The sequence below is a fragment of the Corynebacterium sp. SCR221107 genome (assembly GCF_027886475.1).
In the GTDB taxonomy this organism is placed as follows: domain Bacteria; phylum Actinomycetota; class Actinomycetes; order Mycobacteriales; family Mycobacteriaceae; genus Corynebacterium.
In genome coordinates this window covers 1,319,448-1,342,603 of sequence record NZ_CP115670.1, presented here as the reverse complement: position 1 = coordinate 1,342,603, position 23,156 = coordinate 1,319,448, and the positions used below count along the sequence as shown (strand labels likewise).

The 23,156-nt window shown below is 59.3% G+C and carries 16 protein-coding genes; 4 read left to right on the top strand and 12 right to left on the bottom strand.

Features of this window, described 5'->3' with window-relative positions; translation table 11 throughout:
* Window positions 1–13: 13 nt before the first annotated feature.
* The 6 genes from PAB09_RS05935 to gatC all read right to left on the bottom strand — a co-directional run bounded on the left by PAB09_RS05935 (window position 14) and on the right by gatC (window position 7,349).
* A complete protein-coding gene (locus PAB09_RS05935; protein ID WP_271035096.1) occupies window positions 14–385 on the bottom strand; it encodes a hypothetical protein in 372 nt (123 codons plus the stop codon).
* The gene (locus PAB09_RS05930; RefSeq protein WP_271035095.1) at window positions 372–1,904 is read right to left on the bottom strand and encodes a vWA domain-containing protein; all 1,533 of its coding nucleotides are present in this window, start codon (window positions 1,902–1,904) and stop codon (window positions 372–374) included. The genes PAB09_RS05935 and PAB09_RS05930 overlap by 14 nt, the downstream gene beginning before the upstream one ends.
* A gap of 700 nt (window positions 1,905–2,604) precedes the next feature.
* On the bottom strand, window positions 2,605–3,651 hold the full coding sequence (locus PAB09_RS05925; RefSeq protein WP_271035094.1) for an NAD(P)-dependent alcohol dehydrogenase: 1,047 nt from the start codon (window positions 3,649–3,651) through the stop codon (window positions 2,605–2,607).
* A 197-nt stretch (window positions 3,652–3,848) separates the two neighbouring features.
* The gene (locus PAB09_RS05920; protein WP_271035093.1) at window positions 3,849–5,279 is read right to left on the bottom strand and encodes a DHA2 family efflux MFS transporter permease subunit; all 1,431 of its coding nucleotides are present in this window, start codon (window positions 5,277–5,279) and stop codon (window positions 3,849–3,851) included.
* A gap of 283 nt (window positions 5,280–5,562) precedes the next feature.
* The gene (gene gatA, locus PAB09_RS05915) at window positions 5,563–7,047 is read right to left on the bottom strand and encodes an Asp-tRNA(Asn)/Glu-tRNA(Gln) amidotransferase subunit GatA (RefSeq protein ID WP_271035092.1); all 1,485 of its coding nucleotides are present in this window, start codon (window positions 7,045–7,047) and stop codon (window positions 5,563–5,565) included.
* Window positions 7,047–7,349 (bottom strand): Asp-tRNA(Asn)/Glu-tRNA(Gln) amidotransferase subunit GatC, encoded by a 303-nt coding sequence (gatC, locus tag PAB09_RS05910; protein WP_271035091.1) that lies wholly within the window; start codon window positions 7,347–7,349, stop codon window positions 7,047–7,049. Before gatC ends, gatA begins: the two co-directional genes overlap by 1 nt.
* An 800-nt stretch (window positions 7,350–8,149) precedes the next feature.
* Here gatC and PAB09_RS05905 point away from each other — a divergent pair.
* On the top strand, window positions 8,150–8,815 hold the full coding sequence (locus PAB09_RS05905; protein WP_271035090.1) for an amino acid-binding ACT domain protein: 666 nt from the start codon (window positions 8,150–8,152) through the stop codon (window positions 8,813–8,815).
* Window positions 8,816–8,885: 70 nt separating this feature from the next.
* Here the strand turns inward: PAB09_RS05905 and ligA are convergent, their stop codons facing one another.
* Complete coding sequence (ligA, locus tag PAB09_RS05900; RefSeq protein WP_271035289.1) at window positions 8,886–10,976, bottom strand: NAD-dependent DNA ligase LigA; 2,091 nt, start codon at window positions 10,974–10,976, stop codon at window positions 8,886–8,888.
* 496 nt (window positions 10,977–11,472) lie between these two features.
* Between ligA and PAB09_RS05895 the strand changes: the two genes are divergently transcribed.
* Window positions 11,473–12,180, top strand: coding sequence for a 3'-5' exonuclease (locus PAB09_RS05895; protein WP_271035089.1), 708 nt, complete (start codon window positions 11,473–11,475; stop codon window positions 12,178–12,180).
* A 40-nt stretch (window positions 12,181–12,220) separates the two neighbouring features.
* Here PAB09_RS05895 and PAB09_RS05890 read toward each other — a convergent pair whose 3' ends face one another.
* Together PAB09_RS05890 and mnmA are read right to left on the bottom strand one after the other, a co-directional pair.
* Complete coding sequence (locus PAB09_RS05890; RefSeq protein WP_271035088.1) at window positions 12,221–13,222, bottom strand: hypothetical protein; 1,002 nt, start codon at window positions 13,220–13,222, stop codon at window positions 12,221–12,223.
* Window positions 13,223–13,441: 219 nt separating this feature from the next.
* Complete coding sequence (gene mnmA / locus PAB09_RS05885; RefSeq protein ID WP_271035087.1) at window positions 13,442–14,551, bottom strand: tRNA 2-thiouridine(34) synthase MnmA; 1,110 nt, start codon at window positions 14,549–14,551, stop codon at window positions 13,442–13,444.
* Between the two features lie 503 nt (window positions 14,552–15,054).
* Between mnmA and PAB09_RS05880 the strand changes: the two genes are divergently transcribed.
* Window positions 15,055–15,855 carry a spermidine synthase gene (locus PAB09_RS05880; protein ID WP_271035086.1) on the top strand — a complete coding sequence of 267 codons (801 nt, stop codon included), beginning with the start codon at window positions 15,055–15,057 and terminating at the stop codon, window positions 15,853–15,855.
* A 640-nt stretch (window positions 15,856–16,495) separates the two neighbouring features.
* Window positions 16,496–17,590 carry an alpha/beta hydrolase gene (locus tag PAB09_RS05875; protein ID WP_271035085.1) on the top strand — a complete coding sequence of 365 codons (1,095 nt, stop codon included), beginning with the start codon at window positions 16,496–16,498 and terminating at the stop codon, window positions 17,588–17,590.
* A 227-nt stretch (window positions 17,591–17,817) separates the two neighbouring features.
* Here PAB09_RS05875 and PAB09_RS05870 read toward each other — a convergent pair whose 3' ends face one another.
* The 3 genes from PAB09_RS05870 to PAB09_RS05860 all read right to left on the bottom strand — a co-directional run bounded on the left by PAB09_RS05870 (window position 17,818) and on the right by PAB09_RS05860 (window position 23,117).
* A complete protein-coding gene (locus PAB09_RS05870) occupies window positions 17,818–20,430 on the bottom strand; it encodes a bifunctional lysylphosphatidylglycerol flippase/synthetase MprF (RefSeq protein WP_271035084.1) in 2,613 nt (870 codons plus the stop codon).
* Window positions 20,431–20,633: 203 nt separating this feature from the next.
* On the bottom strand, window positions 20,634–21,884 hold the full coding sequence (locus PAB09_RS05865; RefSeq protein WP_271035083.1) for an alpha/beta hydrolase: 1,251 nt from the start codon (window positions 21,882–21,884) through the stop codon (window positions 20,634–20,636).
* Between the two features lie 135 nt (window positions 21,885–22,019).
* Window positions 22,020–23,117: a cysteine desulfurase family protein gene (locus PAB09_RS05860; protein ID WP_271035288.1), complete on the bottom strand. Its 1,098-nt coding sequence runs from the start codon at window positions 23,115–23,117 to the stop codon at window positions 22,020–22,022.
* Between the last annotated feature and the right edge of the window lie 39 nt (window positions 23,118–23,156).

Sequence of the window (23,156 nt, the reverse complement as noted above, 5' to 3'; positions counted from 1 at the left end):
GGCCCATGCCGCACTACTTCTTCAATTCCTTTACGATTCGCAGTATCACGAACGCAAGCACGAGTAGCAAGATGAGGAATCCGGCGACCGCTGCCAGAATCTTCATCGGAAGATTTGAGCGCTTGTCCTCGGACGCAGAGGTATTCATCGCCTCAACGCTTTCCGACGCCTGGGACGTCGTCGCTTCCCCCGACGCAGACTCGGTCGGCTTTGCCGTAGCACTTGCAGTTTCCTTGTCCGACAGAATCGGCTTGTCCGAAGGCTTCGGGCCGTTGACCTCTACGGGACGCCAGTCAGGCCCCTTGGTCGGTTTCCCATCCAACAGCACGGACAACTCATATTCCTGCTCCGTACCTTGCAGCTTTTCCGCATCAGTCTCCAACACTCCGACAACAATGTATATAGTAACCCGCATAGGCAACATCCCCGCCACCTCTGTCGCTCGATCTATTCATAAATTCAATCGGACGGTTGACAGCAATGGTGCGAATATTTTCTTCCCGGAGCTCACGACCGACCACATAGTCTTTCCCATAAAACGGATTGAGCAACAACACTGAGGGTCTTACAGCGTCATCCAACTGGTTTTCCTTGGTGCGGATGGCCACCACCGGCCGCTGACCCCACTCAACGGGAACCTTGTAATACTTCATCTCGCCTTTGACGATGCTATCGGCATGGGTCTCGCCACTGCTGAGCTCAATAGCCTTCGCCGTGCTGGCCCCACCGGTAATTCGGCTTGCATCACCGAAGGAGACCTCGGGGACTGACTCTTTCTCCATGCGGTGCCATCCCTGATGCAGTTGTCCCCGATCCCGCTTCATTACCTGAGGTTCAAATTGCACCTCCACCTCGACAACCACGGGGTTATCCCTAAATTCGGCCTTGACATCAGATCCATCGACGAACACCTTATTACCAATGTTCCACTGAGTTTGATCACACGCCGGATCCATTCCATCCTCAGGATCAGTGGTAATCACCGTGTAGAATCCCGAACTCGGCTCGTAGTTGTTGGCAGGTACCGTGGTAGAAATTGATTCATTTGACCGCGTATCCTGACACTTCTCACTGGAATCATTGTCCGCCTCAATTGCAAAGGTGAGGTCTTGTTCCCCTTCACCCTCTTCGTTCCGATTCGGAATCGCCTTAAGGATCACGATTGCATTGTGATCTTTTGGAATTGCAATCCGGTAGTACAGCGGATTCGCACCATCTGCATCGTTGGCAATTTCTGGCACAACCGTTGTTCGATAACGACCCTCGCCCAGCCATTTGGCATCCGCCGGATCGTCGGCGAACTCAAACTCCGTTCCAACAGCCTCGTGCCCGACGAGGCTGCGGGTTGCCAAAAAGGTCATTGAATCCGCCAGTTCGCGAGCATCGCCGGCGGTGCGGAATTCACCGCCAGTAGCCTGGGCAACACACTCCAATTCAGCACGGGCAGCTTCGTCCACCTTGAATCCAACGGTGTGAATGGTCAGGCCATAGCCCGCGCCGCCAAGCTCCTTCGCCACCTCACACACCGGCGGCGGGGCGCAGGTATCAATGCCATCGGAGACTAGGATGATGGATCGCTCCCCCTCCTTGCCCAGCTCGTCGGCAGCCGAACGCAAGGAGTTTCCAATCGGGGTATAGCCAGAAGCAGCAAAACCAGCAATATCTTGCTTCATTTTCGACTTATCACCTTTGCCCACCGGCGAGATCACCTGGATGTCCTTACATCCCGCTTCTTGATTCTCCGGCGCACTCGACTCCTGCTGTCCGTAGACCATCAAACCGAGTTGGGCGTCATCGGGCACCGAATCCACCAATTCGCTCGCCGCAGCCTTCGCGGCATCGAGGCGGGAACCACCCCCCACGTCTTCAGCCAACATAGAACCAGACAAGTCCACGATCAGCATCGACTTCGCCGCAGACGCTGAGCTCGCGGTAGTGGTCGACGGAACCTCTTCCCGAGGCGCAGTCTACGCCTGAGCCACAACCCGCGGCGTCCCAACGAGAACAAAACACAATACAGCCACTACGGCAAGAACAACCCGCAGCGAACGATAATCTCGCACATTCAACACTGTCCCCACTCCTCTTCTCGCAATCCCCCGTCCAACCCCGCGCTCTACTCCCGGGGCCGCCGGGGCGACAACGAGTCGAAAAAACGAATCCCTTTGCTTTCGAACCACTGCCAAAACATGTAAGCTAAGTCACTTCTTTCCGGAAAGTCGTTCCATTGTAAAAGAGTTATATCGAACCCGCTCGGCAACTGTTGAAAAAATAGGTCAAAACGGACTAACAACGTCGGCGCGAATATTGGCGATCTCGGGGTAAAAGCCCTGATAGAAAGGTGGAAACACATTCACAAGAAAAACCACAAAGATTAACAGAACTTTATCTCTGCGCGACTGGTCCCACCTTCCCAAAATCGCGTCACTCTCCTGCGACCGCTGTGTATAGACCACACCACCGGCGCTTTATCAATGTTGGCCGGTGATGTGCTCATGGTTACCACTAATAAAGTCGCCGCCGCACGGTAAGCGCGTACGCAAAAGGCGGCTGCCGCCGCGAGCACACTCTCGCAGTGACAACCGCCTTGAGGCAGCCGAGGGATTATTCGAAGGTTGCCGTATCGATGACGAAGCGGAATTTCACATCGCCGGCGACAACCCTGTCATAGGCCTCGTCGACCTGGTCAACGCCGATCTTTTCAATGACGGCACCGAGCCCATGCTCAGCACAGAAATCGAGCATCTCTTGAGTCTCGCGGATACCACCGATATTGGATCCAGTCAGCACTTTGCCGCCTCCGATGAGGGATCCTAGAGGCAGACTCATCTCCTCCGGAGGCAGTCCCACCACAGACATGATGCCGTGGGGCTTCAAAAGACGTAGGTAGTCACGCAGGGAATACGGTGCGGAAATAGTAGACAAGATGAAGTCGAACTCGCCCTTGTACTTCCTGAAGAAGCCATCTTCGCTGGTGGCCAAGGTACGGTGCGCACCTAACTCGGCGGCTGCCTCAGCCTTCTTCAACGAACGCGAAAGCACGGTCACCTCGGCGCCACGTGCGGCCGCGATCTGGACGCCCATGTGCCCCAGGCCGCCGAGGCCGACGATGGCTACCTTGTCACCGGGTTTCACATTCCAGCGCGCCAGTGGCGAGTAGGTGGTAATTCCAGCGCACAACAATGGAGCGGCCACATCAAAGTCCAAAGCATCAGGGATGGTGCACACGAAGCGCTCGTTGACCACCACCTTTTGGGAGTATCCGCCCTGGGTAATGGTACCGTCGACATCCTTCGAGTCGTATGTGCCCACCGCACCGTTGAGACAGTCCTGTTCATTGCCGGCGCGGCACTGTTCACACTCGCCGCAGGAATTGACCAGGCAACCCACGCCTACGCGGTCGCCCACCTTGAACTTGGTCACGGCGGAGCCTACCGCAGAGACCACTCCGGCGATTTCGTGGCCAACGGTCAACGGGAAGTGTGCTTGGCCCCACTCGTTACGGATGGTGTGGATATCCGAGTGGCAGATGCCCGCGGCCTTGATGTCGATGACCACGTCATCGGCTCGTGGATCGCGGCGCTCGATTTCAACGACCTCGAATGGGGAATCTGGGGACTTCTTTTGCAAAGCCTTTACAGTAATAGTCATGTCCACGAATCTACCCCTTTTTGGACGTCTCCCGCAGATTGATTAACGTGCTCATTTTCAATACATTGGCCCTTGGCGAAAATCTAGGCTTGAGGCCTGTTTTCACGTGCTAAGGCTTGGTGACACTGCTCTCGCACTCATCAATCGTCCCTTAATCGGTATTCAGTGGCGACGCCGATCCACCGTTATTAAGCCGCTTAACGACTAGACTGTCGTGCGGAGCGTTGATGGGCGCTCAGCGCAGCCCACACACCAAGTCCTAGGACAATTGCAGCAGCGATGACGGCCTGACCGTAGGCTTGGCCCAAACCGGTTGCTCCCACCCGCCATTGCAACACGGCGCCAATGGCGGCGGAGCCCAAGACCGAACCTAGCTGTCGGGTGGTGTTGTACACGCCCGAGCCCACACCCATCAGCTGCGGGGAAAGGTCGTGCATGGTGGAGGTGGAGTTCGGTGCCCACACAAAAGACGAACCGAGGCCGTTGATGAACATGGCCACTAGCACCAACCAGAGGGGAAGATCCCACTGCATGATGGCGAAAAAGAGGAAATAGGACACTGCAGTGGTGGCGAATCCACCGGCGGCGAGCCGGTTGGCCGAGTAGCGGTCGGCAAGCCTGCCCACGAAGGGGGAAAGCACGAGTGCGGTGATCGCCTGCGGGATCATCATCGAACCCGCGGCCAGCGGCGAAAGGCCGTGGACATTTTGCAGGTACAGCATGATGGGCAGCGGGGTGCCTGCCACGACGAATCCCATTGCGAAGATGCCGATGTTGCCCATCGAGAAGTTGTGAAAGCCGAAAAGCTCCAAGGGCATGAGCGGGTCATTGCCCTTGCGCTCAGCCCGATTTTGCTGGGCGACGAAGGCGGCCGCAAAGGCCAATCCGAAGGCGATGGTCACCCAGATCCACCAGGCCCAGCCGACGGTCTCCCCCTGCTGCAGCCCAAAGACCAGCAAGAACACCGCGATGACAGACAAAACGATGGAGGCCGGATCCACCTTGCGTTGGGTGCGCGGGAACACCGGCACGTAGCGCCACACCATGAGCAGCGAAAGGATCCCGAAGGGAACGTTGATGAAGAAGATCCACTCCCACCCGATTGTCTGCGTGATCACGCCACCGAGGATGGGCCCGGTCAGCCCCGCAAGCCCGGCCGTCATGCCCCACACGCCGAGGGCGGCACCGCGACGTTCTTTGGCAAAGATTCGGTTGATCACACTCATCGTTTGCGGCACGAGCATGGAAGCCCCCAAGCCTTGCACGGCGCGAGAGATGATGAGGGCGGCCATCGACGTCGACAGGCCACACGCCAGAGAGCTCAGCGTGAATACTGCCATACCGGACATGTACAAGGTGCGAGGCCCGAAGCGATCCCCCAAGCGCCCGGTCACCAGCAACGGCACCGCAAAGGTGAGCAGGTAGGCCGAGGTTACCCAGATGACGTCATTGTAGCTCGCGTTGAGGTTTTCGCGCAGGGCCGGTGTCGCGACCGAGACGATGGTCTGGTCCAGCAAGATCATGAAAAAGCCCACGCACAGGGCGATCAGCGCTGGCCACGCCTGCGATTCAGGCAGGGGCAGCTGTGTTGCGTGTACTTTTTCGCGCCGTGTAAACAGCCCGGCCATTCGACTTCGCTCCTTATTCAAGATTGTGCTTTCCGACGTCCACCGTCGCCACCGCTCTAGGTGGGCGGCGTGTGCGCGGCGTAGCTTTGCGTGGACGATTGTAGATGCATCTACCAACGTCAAGGCGGCAGCCTGCTATTCCACTCCCCAACAGCCCCTTTTGCAGTCCAATGGCGCTGCCGCGATGGTCGTTGAAAAAAGCAGGAAACCGCCCGAGCACGCGGGCTTAGGCCTCGCCTTCTCAAGCGGTTTCGTACAAATTTTTCAAACTAGGCGGTCTGCCCTACTTCCGACCTGCCTCGAAGGCGGCACCCACCTTGTAGAGGCGGTCGTCCTGGAAGGCCGGCGCCATGATCTGCAAGCCGGTAGGCAGCTGCGTATCCGGTGCAAGTCCTGCAGGCAGCGACATGCCACACAACCCAGCAAGGTTCAGCGGCAGGGTGCACAGGTCGAAGTTGTACATCGCCAGCGGGTCGGAAACCTTCTCCCCCAGCTTGAACGCTGTGGTCGGGGTGGTGGGAGAAATCAGCACATCCGCGGACTCATATGCCTTGGCGAAGTCCTGCGCGATGAGCGTGCGCACACGCTGCGCCTGCAGGTAGTAGGCGTCGTAGTAGCCCACAGACAAAGCATACGTGCCCAAGATGATGCGGCGCTTGACCTCCGGGCCAAAGCCCGCAGCACGCGTGAGCGCCATAACTTCCTCGGCTGAGTGGGTGCCATCGTCGCCGACGCGAAGGCCGTAGCGCATGCCGTCGAAGCGCGCGAGGTTGGAGGACACCTCACACGGGAGGATGAGATAGTAAGCAGCCAGCGCATCATCGAAGTGCGGGCAGTCGACCTCGACGATTTCCGCGCCCTGCTCAGTGAGCTGGTCAACGGCCTTGTGGAACTGCCCGAGCACGCCAGGCTGGTAGCCCTCACGGTCGAACTGCTTGACCACGCCGATGCGCATGCCCTTGAGATCTCCGTTGGCGCCCTCGCGGGCAGCCTCGACCACCGGTGCAACCGGACGGTTGACGCTGGTGGCATCGTACTTGTCATATCCTGCGATGACCTCGTGCAGCAGCGCGGTGTCAAGCACCGTGCGGGCGGTGGGGCCGCCCTGGTCGAGGGAGGAAGCGCAGGCAACGAGGCCATAGCGCGACACGGTACCATAGGTCGGCTTCACGCCCACGGTGTTGGTCAAAGCAGCTGGCTGGCGGATCGATCCGCCCGTGTCCGTGCCGATACCCAGCGGAGCCTCGCCGGAAGCCAGCGCGGCTGAGGTGCCGCCGCCAGACCCGCCCGGGGTGCGCTCGACATCCCACGGGTTCAGGGTGGGACCATAGGCGGAGTTTTCCGTGGAAGAACCCATGGCAAACTCGTCCATGTTGGTCTTACCCAAGATCGGGATGCCTGCCTCGCGGATGCGCTTGGTTACGGTCGCATCATAAGGAGAGCGGTAGCCCTCCAGGATCTTCGACGCGCAAGTGGTGGGCGCGTCGGTGGTCACGAAGACGTCCTTGAGCGCCAGCGGAACACCAGCGAGCGCGGAGGCAGGAGCCTCGCCGGCATCCAGAGCCTTGTCCACAGCGTCGGCGGCGGCCAGGGCCTTATCGGCGCCGACGTGCAAGAAAGCATGCAGATCCCCATCGACCTCAGCGATGCGGTCGAGGTGCGCCTGGGTGACCTCACGGGAGGAGACTTCGCGGGAGTGGATCTTTTCTGCCAGCTCGGCGGCAGTCAGCGAGGTCAGTCCGGATTCCGGAACCAGGTAGTTGCTCATTATTCGCTTGCCTCCCCGAGGATCTGGGGAACGACGAATCGCTGCTCTTCGACGGCCGGCGCCTGGTCGAGTGCCTGCTCCGGGGTCAGCAACTGTTCGACCACGTCCTCACGCATGGTGGTCTTGATGGAGTGTGGGTGGCTCATCGGTTCGACACCTTCAGCGGCAACTTTTTGAACTGCGCTGACGTTGCCAATGATGCCGTCGATCTGTTCTGCGAAACGATCGAGCTCCTCATCGGTTAAGGCCAAACGAGCCAACTTGGCCAGGTGTGCGACTTCATCGCGCGAAATCTCAGGCACTGAAAAGATCCTTTACACGTGTTTTGCAACGTTTATTGGTGCGCGCCCTCGCGCGCATACTCCCCGGCTAAAAAGCAGATGGGTGCTTTATGGCAGGGTGCTAGTGGCAATAGTACTTCACAGGGCAGGCAAAGGCTTTAACACCCACCCCACAATCTCTTGCATCTGGCATTTCTGCAACTTCTCAATAACTTCCTGTTTCCTATTCTTTTTTGACACCCAGCCTTGCGCTGCTGTCCTTGCAACCATCGCCGTGGTCGCCTTGTCCCCGCCTTGTCGCCGGGGATGAACTTTCTCGCTGCCTAACGCTTGGACATAGTTGCCGCCGGGTACATAGAATGTCCTAGCTTATGGACTTTTCCTTCTGGCACCAATTGCATTCACAAAAAGACGTGCCACGCAGTGGAACCTGTCACATTCGGCGCGGTCAACGTCGTTAAGCATAAAAAATGCGCGCCGGAGCACTTCCCCCAGGCCGGTGTGGGGGCACCATGACCGCGCCACAGTTTCTCGCTTTAAGTGAATTTTTTACTCGCGCCCGGTCCGAATATATTCTGCGCCGGGGGTGGGGTGGGAAACTTTTGCAGACCCCGAACGTTTCAACAAAAGAACCAGCGAAGGCGGCCACTCATGAGTGTTGCACTCTCGAAATAACCAGCCCCGGCTCCTAAGATGGGTTCCACAAAAGAAAATCTCTATCCACGTCCACGCCTGGGAAAACCATCCTTTTCCCACGTCCGGGCATAGCTTTAGCAGATTTACGTCCCCGATAGATATAGAAGAATTACAGAGGTATCCCCATGTCGTACTTGATCCGCATCCTTTTGCCCGATCGCCCCGGTAGCTTGGGACATTTAGCAGAGGCGATCGGCAGCACCGGCGGCGATATCCAATCGGTGGACGTGGTCGAAGCCTTCCCCGACGGCACCGTCATGGATGATATGGTCGTCAGCCTTCCCAACGGAGTCATGGCAGATGCGCTGATCACCGCCGCGCATGATGTGGAAGGTGTGGAGGTTGATTCCATCCGGCCCTTCAGCGGGACGGTTGATCGGCGCGGCCAGATTCGCATGCTTGCCGACGTCGCCAGCGCCCGCAACCAAGCAAACTCGCTTGCGCACCTCATCGACAATATTCCCCGAGTGTTGACCTCAACCTGGGCGATCCTGTTGGCCACAGGAGACGGCAAGTTGCACCGGGTTACCGCTTCCCCGGCTGCCCCTGAGGACGATGGCACCACCCCGGACGTACCCGAGATCGACACCGCGCGAGTCCTTCGCCCCGACACCGAGAAATGGATCCCGGAGTCGTGGGCGCTGCTGGACACCGCGCTGACCGCCGCCCCACTGCATAATCGCAACGAGCTGCTTATCCTAGGCCGTGTCGGTGGCCCCGATTACCAGCCCAGCGAGGTCGAGCACTTCGGCAATCTCGCAACCATCCTTGGCAAGCTCATGGATAGCTAAGCCGAAAGCACAGCGACACCCCTCGGGCTAAGGCACCACAAATCCGCCTTCCCCGAGGGTGCTGAACTTCTTACACGGCCTCCGGCCCGCCTTCGAGCAACGTGACGAATTCCTCCTCGTTGAGGATGGGCAGGCCAAGTTCTCGTGCCTTCGTTTCCTTGGAACCGGCGTTTGCCCCGACCACAACAAAGCTCGTCTTCTTCGACACCGACCCCGCGGCCTTGCCGCCTCGGATCACGATCGCTTCCTTGGCAGAATCGCGGCTGAAGTTTTCCAGCGTGCCGGTGACCACGATGGTAAGGCCCTCGAGGACTTGCTCGGGTGCATCCTTGACATCGTCTTCCATGCGAACCCCGGCGCGAGCCCACGCATCGATGATCTCTCGATGCCAGTCGACGTCGAACCAGCTCTTGAAGCTTTCGGCGATAATCTCGCCGACTCCTTCGGTCTGCGCTAGATCCTCGATGCTGGCGTGACGAGCTGCCTCTAGGCTGCGGAACTTCTGAGCCAAGGCGCGCGCGGCCGTCGGACCGACGTGTCGAATCGACAGCGCCACCAATACCCGCCACAGGTCGGTGTCCTTCGACGTCTCCAAGTTCTTAAGCAGCTTTCTGCCCGTGGCGTTAAGAGTGCCCTTCTTCGTGGTATAGACGCTGGTCTTGAGCAGATCGTCTTCGGTGAGATCAAAAAGCCCCGCCTCGTTTTCCAAGGCCCCAGACGTAATAAGGTCCTCTGCTGCCTTCTCCCCCAGCGCCTCAATGTCAAAGGCGCCACGGCCAGCGAGGTAGGTCAGGCGCGCCGACAGCTGCGCGGGGCAGGACTTGGTGTTGGGGCAGCGCCAATCCGCATCGTCTTCCTTTTGCGGTGCGAGGACGGCTCCGCAGGAGGGGCAGTTGGTGGGGAAAACGAACTCGCGCTCGGTTCCGTCCCGCTTTTCGACCACGGGGCCTAGAACCTCGGGGATGACCTCCCCTGCTTTACGGATGACCACGGTGTCCCCGATGAGCACGCCCTTGCGTTTGACCTCGGTCTGATTGTGCAAGGTGGCCATCGCCACCGTAGAACCGGCAACAAATACCGGGGTCATCACGGCAAAGGGGGTCACACGCCCAGTGCGCCCTACGCCGACCTGGATGTCAAGCAGCGTAGTGGTGACTTCTTCCGGCGGATACTTGTAGGCAATCGCCCAACGCGGAGCGCGCGCAGTAGCACCCATGTTGCGCTGCGCCGCAATATCGTCCACCTTGACCACAAGCCCGTCCATCTCATGGAGTGCGTCGTGTCGGTGATTCGCCCAGTACGCTACCTTTGCTTGGACCTCCTCGGCGGTATGTACACGCTCGGTGTACTGCGAAACGGGCAGGCCCCAGGCCGCCAGAGCCTCGTAGGCGTGGTACTGGGACTCCGGGGTAAAGCCTTCCGTGTAGCCGATGCCGTGACAAATCATGCGCAGTTTGCGTTTGCGCACCGCCTCGACATCCTTTTGGCGCAATGAACCGGCAGCCGCGTTGCGCGGGTTGGCAAACGGCTTACCGCCTTCCAACTGGCGCTGCTCATTGACCGCGGCGAAGTCCTCCACGGCGATAAAAACCTCACCTCGGATTTCCAGCACGGCAGGGATCGGAAAATCAGGGTGCGCGGTGAGCATATGTGGCAGGTCGGTGATCACGCGGGCGTTTTCTGTCACATCCTCGCCGATGCGACCATCACCACGGGTGGCTGCTCGATCCAGCCTTCCTTCGCGATAGATGACGTCGAGGGAAAGGCCGTCGATCTTGAGCTCAGTGAGATAGGTGTGTGCCGGCGTACGCGCTAGCCATTCTCCAAGTTCCTCGGGGCTGAACACATTATCGAGGCTGAGCATGCGCTCGAGGTGCTCGACATTATTGAAGCTGGACTGCGTGGGTGCGCCCACCTCCATCGTGGGGCTATCCGGCACGGCGAGCTCCGGATGCTGCGCCTCAAGCTCCTGCAATTGCTGGAACAGTTCGTCGAACTCCGCATCGGAGATCTCAGGAGTCTTGTTGTAGTAGAGATCTCGGTGATAACGCACCTGTTCGGCAAGGTCATCCCATGTGCGGCGCAACTGGGTGAGGCCTTGCTCGCTTACCTTCGCATTTTTTGCCCCCTCCTGGGCGATGACTGCGTCCTCTGGCAGCATCGCCTCCTCACTGCTGGCATCTTCTGATCCACCTGTGGCAGCCGTCGCCGCGACCGCGGGCACATCTGCTGGGGTCTTCGTATCGTCGACGACGACCGACTCATTTTCTTGGGTTTCTTGGGCCTTGCTCACATCAAGTCATCTTACGGGCAATACTTCCCACGCTGCCCGGCTGCTTCGAACAAGCCAGTTCACACCACTATTTTTCATCATCTTTCATCCTGCCTCGCTCGGAGAAGAAGGCGGGTGGAACGCAACCAAAGACTAGGTCTTCTTACCGCTAGATTCATTCGCTGTTCACACGTTCGTGCCGCACCTGCATCGTGCATCGTGGGTATTCACGCGCACTGTCGTCGCCACACTTCGTGCCCACACGACCGACAACTGCCCCATCCCCTGGCGAAGAAGCACCAACAATTGGCCATGAACAGGCATTTTCGAATACAAAACATGGTCGAGCCGCGCGACGTCGGGGGCGTTGTTTAGTGTTGAAGGCATGACTTCCGTTGATCCAGCAACCGCTCGCTTTAATCCTCAGGCCGTGCTGAGCTTCGATTTGGAGACCACGCACAGTGATCCGTTCCGCGCCCGCATCGTTACCTCTGCACTCGTGCGCATCGATGCCTCGGGCGTCCACCCTTATGAGATGCTCGCCGATCCAGGAGTGGACATCCCCGAGGAGGCAACCAGGGTTCATGGCATCACCACCGAGTATGCCCGCGCGCACGGCCGCCCCCATGATGAAGTCTTGGCAGAAACGGTCAGCATCATTAGAAAGGCCTGGGAAGACGGGCTGACACTTATTGTCTTTAACGCAGCCTATGATCTCACCGTTGTGCGCGAGCTCTCCGGTGACTTCCTTGTCACCGGACCAGTCTTTGATCCCTACGTCATCGACAAGGCTCTTGACCCTTATCGCCGCGGCAAGCGCACCCTGAGTGATCAGTGCCAGCACTATGGCGTGCGTATTGATAATGCGCACGAGGCCACCTCGGATGCCCTCGCAGCCGCGCGCATCGCCTGGGTCCAAGCTAAGAAACACTACGTCACCGACATCGAGGAAAAGTCCCTCAATGAACTCATGGAGTACCAAGCGGTGGAGTACTTCAAGTCCCAAACGAGCCTGAAGAGCTACCTTGAGGGGCAGGGGCGGGATGCCTCCTCAGTCAATACCTCGTGGCCTTTGCAAAGCGCGCGCGGTTAAGGGGGCCACCGCTGTGGCGGGGTTCGGAAGGTTGAGGAAACTAGAGATCCCCCGCATCTTTGGCAAGCATCTCATTGGCCACGCGGGCGCAGGCCAATGCGCGCGCGGCAGCGAGCAAACTAGTGTCTGTCAAAGGGGCGCCGGGGATGATCTCCGCTTTGCTCAGGTCTTCGCGGCTGATGGCGAGTTCATCGAATAACCGCGCAGCCGCTACCGCGTGGCGCCGGGGATTCTCGCGCTGTTCATCCAGGAAGTCTCTGCTTCCGATACTGCCAATCCCCACACCGATTCCCTCGCTGATAGCTTGGCCAACGTCATCAAGCAGACCCGTTCCGCGAATGGCTGCGCGGCTAAGCAAGATCACATCCGGAACCGCGATGCGGGCAATATCGACCCGGGGTGTGGAACCCAGCTGGTTGAGTCGGATTATTCCCATCCCGCCTTCATGCAAGGCCGCAATCACGCCGTGCAGCCTTTCGCCGAGGGTGGTGGGGAAAATCTTCGGGATCACGTCAAAGTCACTGGTGCCCTTGATAGTTCCTTGTGCCAGGGAATTGAGATCCGGCTCTTCGAGGATGAGCGCAACGTCTGCGCCCAGCCGTCGTTGGATGTCGGTGGCATGGGTAACAAGCCCCTCGATATAGGCCTCGCACAGGTCTCGGAGGGCGCCGGGGTCAGTGACAGCAAGGTGACCGCCGGACAGCTCGATCCGGGTGGCAAGGCTGAAAGGCCCAACCGCAACGAATTGCACCTGTGGTGATTGGCCCCAGAGTTCTTCGATCGTGTCAAGGTCACGCGTGCGACGATCCCAGACCCGTCGCGAAAGGATCTGCGGGCGCGGCGTGAGCCGCCAGGAGCGGGGTCCCTTTTCAATTGGCAATTCGGGGATCATGGACAAGGTAGTAGCGATCGCGTCGCTGCCGAGGCCGCGGCCTGGTAGGCGTGGGATGGTGCGCAGGGGCGTTTCGCTGGCGATCACATCGGCGGCCTCTTGCAGGCTTTGACCTGGCAGATCCCCCAGGTTGTAGCTGGTCCCATTCACGAGAGTGCGGTTTCCTTTCGTCGGCAAGCAAAAAAGCACGTGCTGCTGTGTCGCACTATGCCTCCATGCCTCCATCTCTTTATCGCTCGATCGCTAGAGCACAACCTTCCTGCGTCGATGATAAGGCACACCAGCGGAGCAGGAACGCCGGTTATGACTGAAGCTGTGGTATTCGAAGCTTATGCCATCAGCGGCTACGAGCAGCAGCTAAGCCAGGTTTCATCGCGGTGAGTGGCTGGAGGTGCCGATGATGGTGCCGGAGCCTGCAACGATGTCGCCTGCGGCATCGGGCAGGTAGATGACGGCCGCCTGGCCGCGAGCAACACCGGACAGTGGCTTGTGGAGATTGAGCTCCATGCGGTCGGCGCCCCTGTCGACGGTGACGGTGCACGGCACCACGGAACCGTGCGCGCGCACCTGAACTTCTGCTTCAAAGGTGCCGTCCATGCGCGGGTGCAGGAACTTCAGCCGATCGGCCGTGATTGTGCGCACTTCCAGGTCAGCACGCGATCCTACGGTCACGGTACCAGTGCTGGCGTCGATGTCGGTGACGTATCGGGGGGCGCCGTCGGCCGCAGGCTGCTTGATGTCAAGCCCTTTGCGTTGACCAACGGTATAGTTCCAGGCGCCGTCGTGCTCTTTGAGTTCATGGCCTTCGGTGTCCACGATCATCCCCGGACGCAGGCCGATGCGCTTGCCCAAAAACGCCTGGGTGTTGCCGTCCGGAATAAAGCAGATGTCGTAGGAGTCGGGCTTCTTAGCCACGGAGAAGCCCTGCTCGGCTGCCTCTTCGCGGATCTTCGGCTTGATCGTGTCCCCCACCGGGAACATGCAGTGGGCGATCTCGTGTGCACCGAGCACGCCAAGAACGTAGGACTGATCCTTGTTGGGGTCTACTCCTCGGCGCAGGTAGCCGTCGCCGCCCTCGCTGGGCTGGACCAGGCGGGCATAATGACCGGTGACTACCGCATCGAAGCCCAAGGCGATGCCGCGCTCGAGCAGTGCCGCGAACTTGATCTTTTCATTACATCGCAGGCACGGATTGGGGGTCTCGCCGCGGGCATAGGAATCCACGAAGTCGTCGATGACGTCTTCTTTGAAGCGGTCGGAAAAGTCCCACACGTAGAAGGGAATGCCCAACTTGTCGCACACTCGACGGGCATCGGCGGAGTCCTCCAAAGAACAGCAGCCCCGGGAGGATTCACGCACCGCCTGCGGATCCTGGGATAAGGCCAGGTGTACGCCGACTACGTCGTGCCCGGCGGCGACGGCGCGCGCCGCCGCTACCGCTGAGTCCACGCCGCCACTCATTGCCGCAAGAACGCGCATGTTGTTTCTGAGCTCCTTCAACTACCTACGATAAGAAAATGAGGACTTTTAGCGACTATTAATACAGACCAACAAAAGCGCTGGCGTTTTTCGCTCTCCCCCTAGGTTCGCGGGAACGCACCACGTGGAAGAGCGAACCCCAACGAAGCGGACACCTTCACCAAAGTTGAGGCTGCGTGCCCGCCTGAGGATTCACCCGGCCAGCTTCAGTTGTTGCTTCTTAAACGTTTGTCGTGCCAAGACTACAACGCGCGCGATACCTGCGCCTATTCCCCACTATCGGCGCAACCATCGAGGAGTGGTGCGTGGGGCACCTCTATCCCATCCATTGTGGGACTTTGCCGGGCGCAGGCTTGGAGGTGGGCCCGGACGCGCTAGGTTTAACTCATATGGGAAGAAAAAGGTCGAGGCACCACACGCGCGATCGCGTGCAGGGCGCGGGCATAGCATCGAACAAGAAAGCTGGCAACGCGCCTGATTCAGGACTCGGGCCAGTACCGGGAATGTATCCTACCGCCAGCGGCGAGGTTGAATTACGGATTGACCCGTATACACCCGGCGCGTTTGAGGTGTATGTCAACGGCGTGCCGTCGAGCCACATCAATGTCGACCCCCTCGAGCTCAGTTATGAATACATGCGCTGGATTGCACAGGCCGTGAGCCTGTATGTCGACGATCATCTGGATCCAACGACGCTGCGGATTACCCATCTAGGAGGGGGTGCGTGTTCGCTTCCCCGGTATATGGTGGCGCGGTTCCCGCGTTCGCGAAATACGGTGGTGGAAATCGATGACACGCTGGCAACCCTTGCCCGCACCTGGTTAGATTTGCCCAAGGCGCCGGCATTGAAGATCCGTGCCGGCGATGCCAGGAAGGTGACGGATACTTTCGTCCCGGGTAGCAGGGATGTGATCATTCGAGATGTTTTTGCAGGTAGCATCACCCCGGATTCACTCACCACTGTCGAGTTTTATGCCCAATGCCACAAGGCTTTGTCCCCGCAGGGGCTCTACATCGCCAATTGTGGCGATCATAAGGAGCTGCGCCTCGCCCGCAATGAGCTCGCCGGGATGCAGGAGGTGTTTGCTCATGTTGCGGTCATTGCGGATCCGCCGATGTTGAAGGGCCGGCGCTACGGCAACATCATTTTGTTGGGTTGTGATGTGGAGCCATTCGGCACCGATTCCGTGGCACAGTTGGGCAGGTCATTGCTTGGCGGTGGGGTGCCGGCCCAGTACCATGGCCTGGAATGGACGAGGAAGTGGGCTTCGTCGGGTCACGGCATGCACGACAGCCAAGAGTAACTGCTGCATTCCACCTCGCGAAATGCGCGCGGGTGGGCGTCGGCAAGCAACAAACGCGAAGCAATAGTCGCCAAACCCAGGTCCCCTGATCCCCGCCGCGCCGTCTTCGCCGCAAGATTCTCCTTCCCAGATTCTGCGACGAAACATCAGCTCAGAAGTTGAGACATCACCTCAAAAGTTAGTGCCAAAAGATGACACGGCGCACTCAGCCACGACCGCGCAATGTCCGTTGAGGATGAAGTCGCAAGAAATGGTGGGAGGGAAGAGCATCTGCCTCCAGCAGACTGCTTTCCGACGTTTAACGCGTTGCAGTCGGCTGGCCCCGTCCTTTATCCAACGCAATCGATCCTGAATCGGCATAGCCTGCGCCGGAAGCAACATAGGTGATGCGCTATCGGCCCGGCTCTCGGCGCGGGTCTGAATGGGAAAGTTATTTTCACCGGCCTGTCCTGCGCATTCACAAGCTTTCCCTATTTGATGTGTAACGCTTTCATAGGAATCCAGCGATCACACATACGAGGCTCAGAAACTTTTGATAAAGTTTGGGCTTGATTCTGACTCACCGGTGCTTCATCATCCGCGGGCGGATAATGCTCGGCCATGAGCTTCGGTTGAAAACTTTCCCGATTCGGAGGATTACATGCGCAAGTTCACAGCGGGGATCGCGCTCGCAGCAGCGATCGGTGCCACAACAGCCGTCGCTCCAGTCGTTACTGCAGCCCCTGCAGTAGCGGTCGAGGCAGGCGTGAACCAGGCCACCATCAAGGATTCGCTCGTCCCTGCCGAGTACTACGACAAGGAATGGCGCGCCAAGATTGCTGGCTTCAACAACGATCGCGTCACCGAGATCACTGCCTACTCCCCGTCGATGAACCGCGATATCCCTGTCGTCCTCATCAAGGCTGATCAGTCCGCAGGACCGCGCCCCACCATCTACCTGCTCAATGGTGCAGGCGGTGGCGAGCAGCGCCAGAACTGGATCCAGCAGACCGACGCCATCCAGTTCTACCTAGATAAGAACGTCAACGTGGTTATCCCGATGCGCGGCGCCTTCTCCTACTACACCGACTGGGTCAACGATCCGGCCCCGAGCTACTACCTTAAGGGCCCGCAGAAGTGGGAGACCTTCCTGACCAAGGAGCTGCCAGGACCGGTCGAAGATTACCTCGGCGCCAGCGGCCGTCGCGCGGTTTTGGGTATGTCGATGTCCGCGACCTCCTCCCTGCTTTTGGCTGAGCACTCCGGCGACCTGTACCACGCCGTGGGATCTTTCTCCGGTTGTGCATCCACCTCCGACCCGATCACGTGGGAATTTTTGCGTGTGACCGTCAACCGCGGTGATCAGCAGCCGGAGACCATGTGGGGCCCGCTCGGCGGCGAAGTCAACCGCTACAATGACGCCCTCCTCAACTCCGAGGGCCTGCGCGGCAAGGCTATTTACGTTTCCAACGCATCCGGCCTGTCCTCCGACCGTGAGACCTCCTCCTACCTGGCACGTCAGTACAACCTGAACGCCAGCGATGCGTTCTTGAACTCCGCTGTCATCACCGTCGAGGGTGGCCTCATCGAGGGCGCGACGAACGTGTGCACCCACAACCTCAAGGCCAAGCTGGATCGTGAGGGCATCGCGGCGGACTTCAACTTCCGCCCCACCGGTGTTCACACCTGGACCTACTGGAATCAGGATCTCATCGACTCTTGGCCAACCATTTCCCGCGGACTCGAGATTTCTTAAAGTCTCTCTAAATTGAGCGTGAGCCCCCCTGTACGGTGTCGACGTTGTTGACGCTGTACGAGGGGGCTCATTCTTTTTGTGTTTGAAGCCATGGGAAATCGTGGGGTTGCCCTGGTTGAACGCCTCGGCGCGGTAAGCGTCGGAAAGCAACACCGCGAATGTGCGAACAGTCCGCATTCAGGGCCACGGCGCTGGAGGGAACGGGGGTGGATCGGTGTGTGGAGTAGCTAGGCTGCTTGTTGTGCTTTGGCCCAGGCGCGCACAACGGCAGCGGCGTCGGCAGCGCCTAGCTGTGGAAGGTAGGCACCGGCGACTGCAAGCCCGATACTTGGAAGGCTGAGTTCGTCTTTGAAGCACAGATACCACGGGTGATGAACCGGTTGGAACTTGTTCTTCGAGGCAGCCAAGGCGCGGAAGCCATAGAGCGGCTCCATGTGCTCGCCGACCTTGTCCAGCGCAGTATCCAGGATCGTTGGCTCACCCATCTCGCTGCGGGCCAACGGCGCGCCGGACAAAGAGATCCAGTCCCACCCACGTTGGTGTGCCTCGATCATCGCCTCTGAAATCAAGTACTCGATCACCGGCCGAAACCCGCTTGCGTCTCGGCGCATCACGTCCAAGACGATGCCTGCGATGCGCCCACCGTGATACGCGGGCAACCAGCTTGTCATACCATGGACTCGCCCATCGCCATCCACCGCAAGCAAGATCTGTGTATCGGGGTCATTGAGCTCGGAGAGCGTGCCGAGGGTAAAGCCCATTTCCGGAAGCGCCTTGTCTGAAAGCCATTGTTCAGACAGCATCATCATCTTCTGACGCAGCATGGGACTAGCATGCTCCCACGTGGTCCATACCGCCGTGATGCCTTCCTTTCGAGCATGATTACGGGCGGTGCGCACGTTTTGGAACTTTTTGCCACGGAATTCATGCAGGGAAGAATCCAGCACGGATTCCTCGGCGACGTGCTGCTTGTGCCAGCCACGGTGGGTGCGCGTGCACGCAAACTCCTCACCGACCGAATACCAGGCGGTAATCAATCCTTGGGAGTCGGCGAAGGCCTCAAAGCGATTGGCAACCTCCCCAAGCTCATTCGGGGAGGCCTGCGCTGATAAGACCGGCCCACCTAGGGTCAGCGCTATGCCATTGCGCACCCGGTAGGCTACGTAGCTTCCCCCAGAAGGCTCATCAAACCAATATCGGTTGCCATTCCACAAGGTCATCCACGACAGGTGGTCGCCCGTGCCACCAATAAGGATCGAGTGGGCACGAGTTCGGTCGGCCTCGACCCGCGCATCGGGGGTGGTCATCAGCACCGTCCACAGCGCCCACAAGAGCGGGAACCAGAACAATTCGCTGACCCATTCAAACACAAACCAGGCCACGGACGTCTGCGGGATAAACTCAATGCCCATCGCCACCGCCAACGGCGGGGGCAGGTAGCGCAGCGGAAGCTCCCCGAGCAAGGTACCCCAGCTCAAGGCCGATACGAAACTATTGCGAAGCAGATAGCCACCCAGGAGCCACGCTACTGCCGAGGAGACCCAAGCAATGGCGGTGACCGCCCAGAAACGCGCAATCTTATTGGCCGTTGTCCGCACCTGAAATCGGCGGCGGTTCCATACAAGCACGCCAATGCTAAAGATCCATGGAAGCATCGCGGTGGTCGACGACAGATGCCCCGTGATGGAAGAACCAAATTCCAATTGCACGATGTGGGTTTCCAACCATATGCCCATCGCGCTGAGAATCTGCACGAACAGCGTTGCCCACCAGGCGAAACGGCGCCCACGAACCAGTCCTGCCATGAGCACGAGCTGGAGTGCCAATGGTACGAGATTGGCTACCATCGGCCCAACCCCGCGGCGGGTGGCAGCAATCGCCTCCCGACAGCTTTCGGAATCGGCATCCACATGGCACAAATAGGAATACTCCTGAGCCGACAGCGTCGGCTCCCACATCAGCCGCGCCAGCCCCGACAGTGGCCCGGCAGCGTGCTGATTAAAAAAGGCCAACACCGGACCCAGCGCCACCGCAGAAATACAAATGGCCACGATCACGCGCGACTCACGCTGCGAAAGACCCTGGCTGTAGCGCATTCCCCCTCGGTGGTGAACAACCGCCCCCGCCAGCATCGCTAACAAGGTAGCCACGAGGAAGGCGACATCGCTGATGGATCCGGAGTACAACACCAACGTCACCGACAAACTAAGCAGGAAGATGCGGATTCGTCGTTGCCACAGGATCGGCGCGTAGGAGGAAGCAAACGCAAGGGTGGCGCTCATCCAGACCACGGGGCTTAAGAAGCGTTCCATAGCCAGCTCGTCGGTCCACTGATCGATGGGCAACGCCACCATCAGCTTGGCGAGGCCAAACACCAAGGGAACTGTGATCACCTGCGCGACCACAGCCACGATGACAAAGCGGACGCTGCCCAACAGCTTTTCGGCCGGTAGCGCCAAGAAGATCACGGCAATGGTGGCGATAATCAAACCGCTAAAAGTACCGACAGTTAATCCACAGGTCACGAGCCGGTGGCTCAGCAGGTGCCCGTGCTGCTCAATCCCGAATGCAGCCCGGCGTCCCTCGGCGCTATTGCCTCCTGCGAAAAATAGAATCCACATCAACGCGAGGAGCCCAAAACTCACCGGTCCATGCCGGGTCACCTGCCACATCGGTTCGAGCCAGCCCGTGATGCTTGACAGATAACTGGCCACGGTCTTCCGCACTCCTACCCTGGCCGCGGGGGTCTCGTTGGCGGCCGCCTGCGCTACCACCTCGTGCTGCCCTGTACCCGCCTGTTGATCCGCCATCGTGGGCTTCTCGGGGGAATCTGTACTCAAGGACGCTCGCCACCTTATGAATTGGGAGATGAAGAAATGTGAAAAGGAGGAAAATAGGGGCCGGAATGAGAAGAAAGGTGTACCACCATCTTGTTTAAAGCAGCTGTCCCGCGACGGGGGTTCACAGCCTTTCTGAAACAGGCAGCTTGACCTGGTCTGCAAGCAGTCCGGTGGTCCAGCCCCACGCAATGGTGCCTTCGGCGCTAGGTCAGCCCGCCGCGGGCTGCTGCCCAGGCGAAGTTCTCATCCAATGCCGTGCGCCACGTGCCGAAATCATGCCCGCCGTACACAGTGGTGTACTCGGTGGTCATCCCCGCTTTCGTGGCAAGGTCATTGAGAGTTGAAAGTGCCCTTTGCGATTCTTGATCGCGGGTGCCTGCCACAAATTTGCCTTCGATCCCCTCAAACTGGGTACCTCCGTTGGCGGCGGCCGTCTGGAGTATGTGCGCGGGATCGACGGCTTCGAAGGAAGCCTCGTTGCCAGCGAAAAGCTTATTGACCGTGTCTCCGTGATTACCGAGGGTCGGTTCGGCCTGACCACTGAAATCAAGGAAACTGCCGTAGGCGCTCGGGGCGTTGCTCATAACCTGCAACGAGCAGGTGCCGCCGTAGCTAAGCCCGCCTATGGTCCACGTTTTTTGGTCGTCGGTCACCCGGAATCTAGCCTTGATTGCCGCAGGCACATCGGTTGCAAGGTAGGTTTGAACGTTTCCGCGCGCACCGTCGACGCAAGCCGGGTTATCAGCGTAGCCCCCTGTGCCGTCGACGCTGATGACAATCGGACTTTGCCCATCATGACTTTTTTGAAATTCGTCGGCGATCTTCTGGACGATCCCCGTCTTGAACCAATCATTCGGGTTTCCAGGATTGCCAGCCATTAAAACGATGACCGGGAATTTCTCCGCCGCATGTGTCCAATACGCAGGTGGGACATAGGCCACAGCGTCGCGGGGATGGAAACCGCTGACGGTGGCCTCCAGCGCAACGTTAAGCTCCACACCGACGTCGCGCCCGTCCAATTGGGCGGGCGCGGTCATTGCTTGAAACTGTTCGTAGCTCACAGTGGCCGTTACCGGCTTGGGATCAAAATCTCCAATAGCGCGATACACATTGAATTGGTTATTCACCAGTCCGCTGGCGCACAAGGCCGCCACAACGAACACCGCCATCCACACCACGCGATGGCCGCGAACGATGAGCGCGCGCACAAGGATAAACACCGCTACCCACCCTGCTATGTACAGGTAAGCGGGGATCGCATCGGGAAATGGTTTCCACACCTTGGACAGCACGACCCAGACGATTCCGGTAGTTATCGCCGCAGCTATTGCTGCGATGACGATCCGCCTGATCGCACCCATGAATAAGGCCGCCGCAGTAGCTACCACGAGAATGGCCACCATCACCGCCACCGGAGCTGTGCCAACGAGCGGGATATCACGAATGACATTCACGTTGTTCAACGCTAAACCGCAAACCTGTGTGCTGCCTGTGAACAGGCCACACGATGGTTGGGTATCTATGCTGGCCTCTCACACGCTTATGGAAAAACACTCCACCCGCGTACGAGGAAGCTAACGGTTAAGGACCTAAGCCATTCCCGCGAGCCGGGCACGGCGTACAACCTCCGGCAGCGCCGCTAGGACTGTCTCAACGTCGGCGCGGGTGGTGGTAGGCCCCAAACTAAAGCGCACGGTCGAGCGTGCCGTGGCCTCATCCACGCCTGCGGCCAACAGCGTTTCGCTGGCCCGGTTGACTCCGTTGTGGCAGGCAGAGCCCGCCGAAGCCTCGATTCCTTGCGCATCCAGGAGCATGATGAGACTGTCGGATTCCGCGCCGGGAAAGGAGACGTAGAGGTGGCTGGGCAGGGACTGCTCCGGGGTGTGAACCACAACGTCGTCGATCTTGCTGCGGATTCCGCCCAGAAGCAGGCGCTTGAATTCCTTGAGCCTTGCGTTTTCCTCGGACATGTCGGCGCAGGCCTGCTCGAGGGCCGCCGCCAGCGCATAGGCGCCGGCGGTGTCGACTGTGCCAGACCGGATCCCGCGTTCTTGCCCACCGCCGACGATGACGGGCGCGGGCGCCGGTGAGCGCTGAGCCAGCAATAGCCCCACTCCCCGCGGCCCGCCGAACTTGTGGGCGCTGGCTGCGAGCGTGGTAGCACCCAGGGTGTGGAAGTCAATCGGGATCTTTCCGACTACCTGGACGGCATCGATATGAACGGGTGTCCCGGTGGCCTGGGCTGCCGCGATGACCTCTTCTACGGGTTGGAAAGCACCGGTTTCATTGTTGGCCCACATGCACGAGGCCACGCTGGCAGGAGTATCCAGCGCTGTCAGGTCACAAACGATCCCGTCCGGGCCTACCGGAAGGTAGTCCAGCGCAGCCCCATAGCTGCCGGTGAACTTCGCAGCCTCCAGCACCGCAGGGTGTTCGACCGCGCTGACGACCACGCGCCCGCCCTGGCCACCGCTGCGGGCACGCCACTGCCCTATGATGCCAATGTTGTCGGCTTCGGTGCCGGAGGCGGTAAAGATGACCTCAATGGGCTCACAACCCAAAAGCTCCGCCACCTTCTCGCGAGCCTGATCGAGCAAGGAGCGCGACCTTCGCCCCGAGGCGTATTGGCTTGCCGGGTTGGTGGCACTCGCGGCCTCAAGCCATGCTTGTTTTGCCACCTCCCGCATCGGCGATGTTGCCGCATGATCGAGGTAGATTGCCACGTT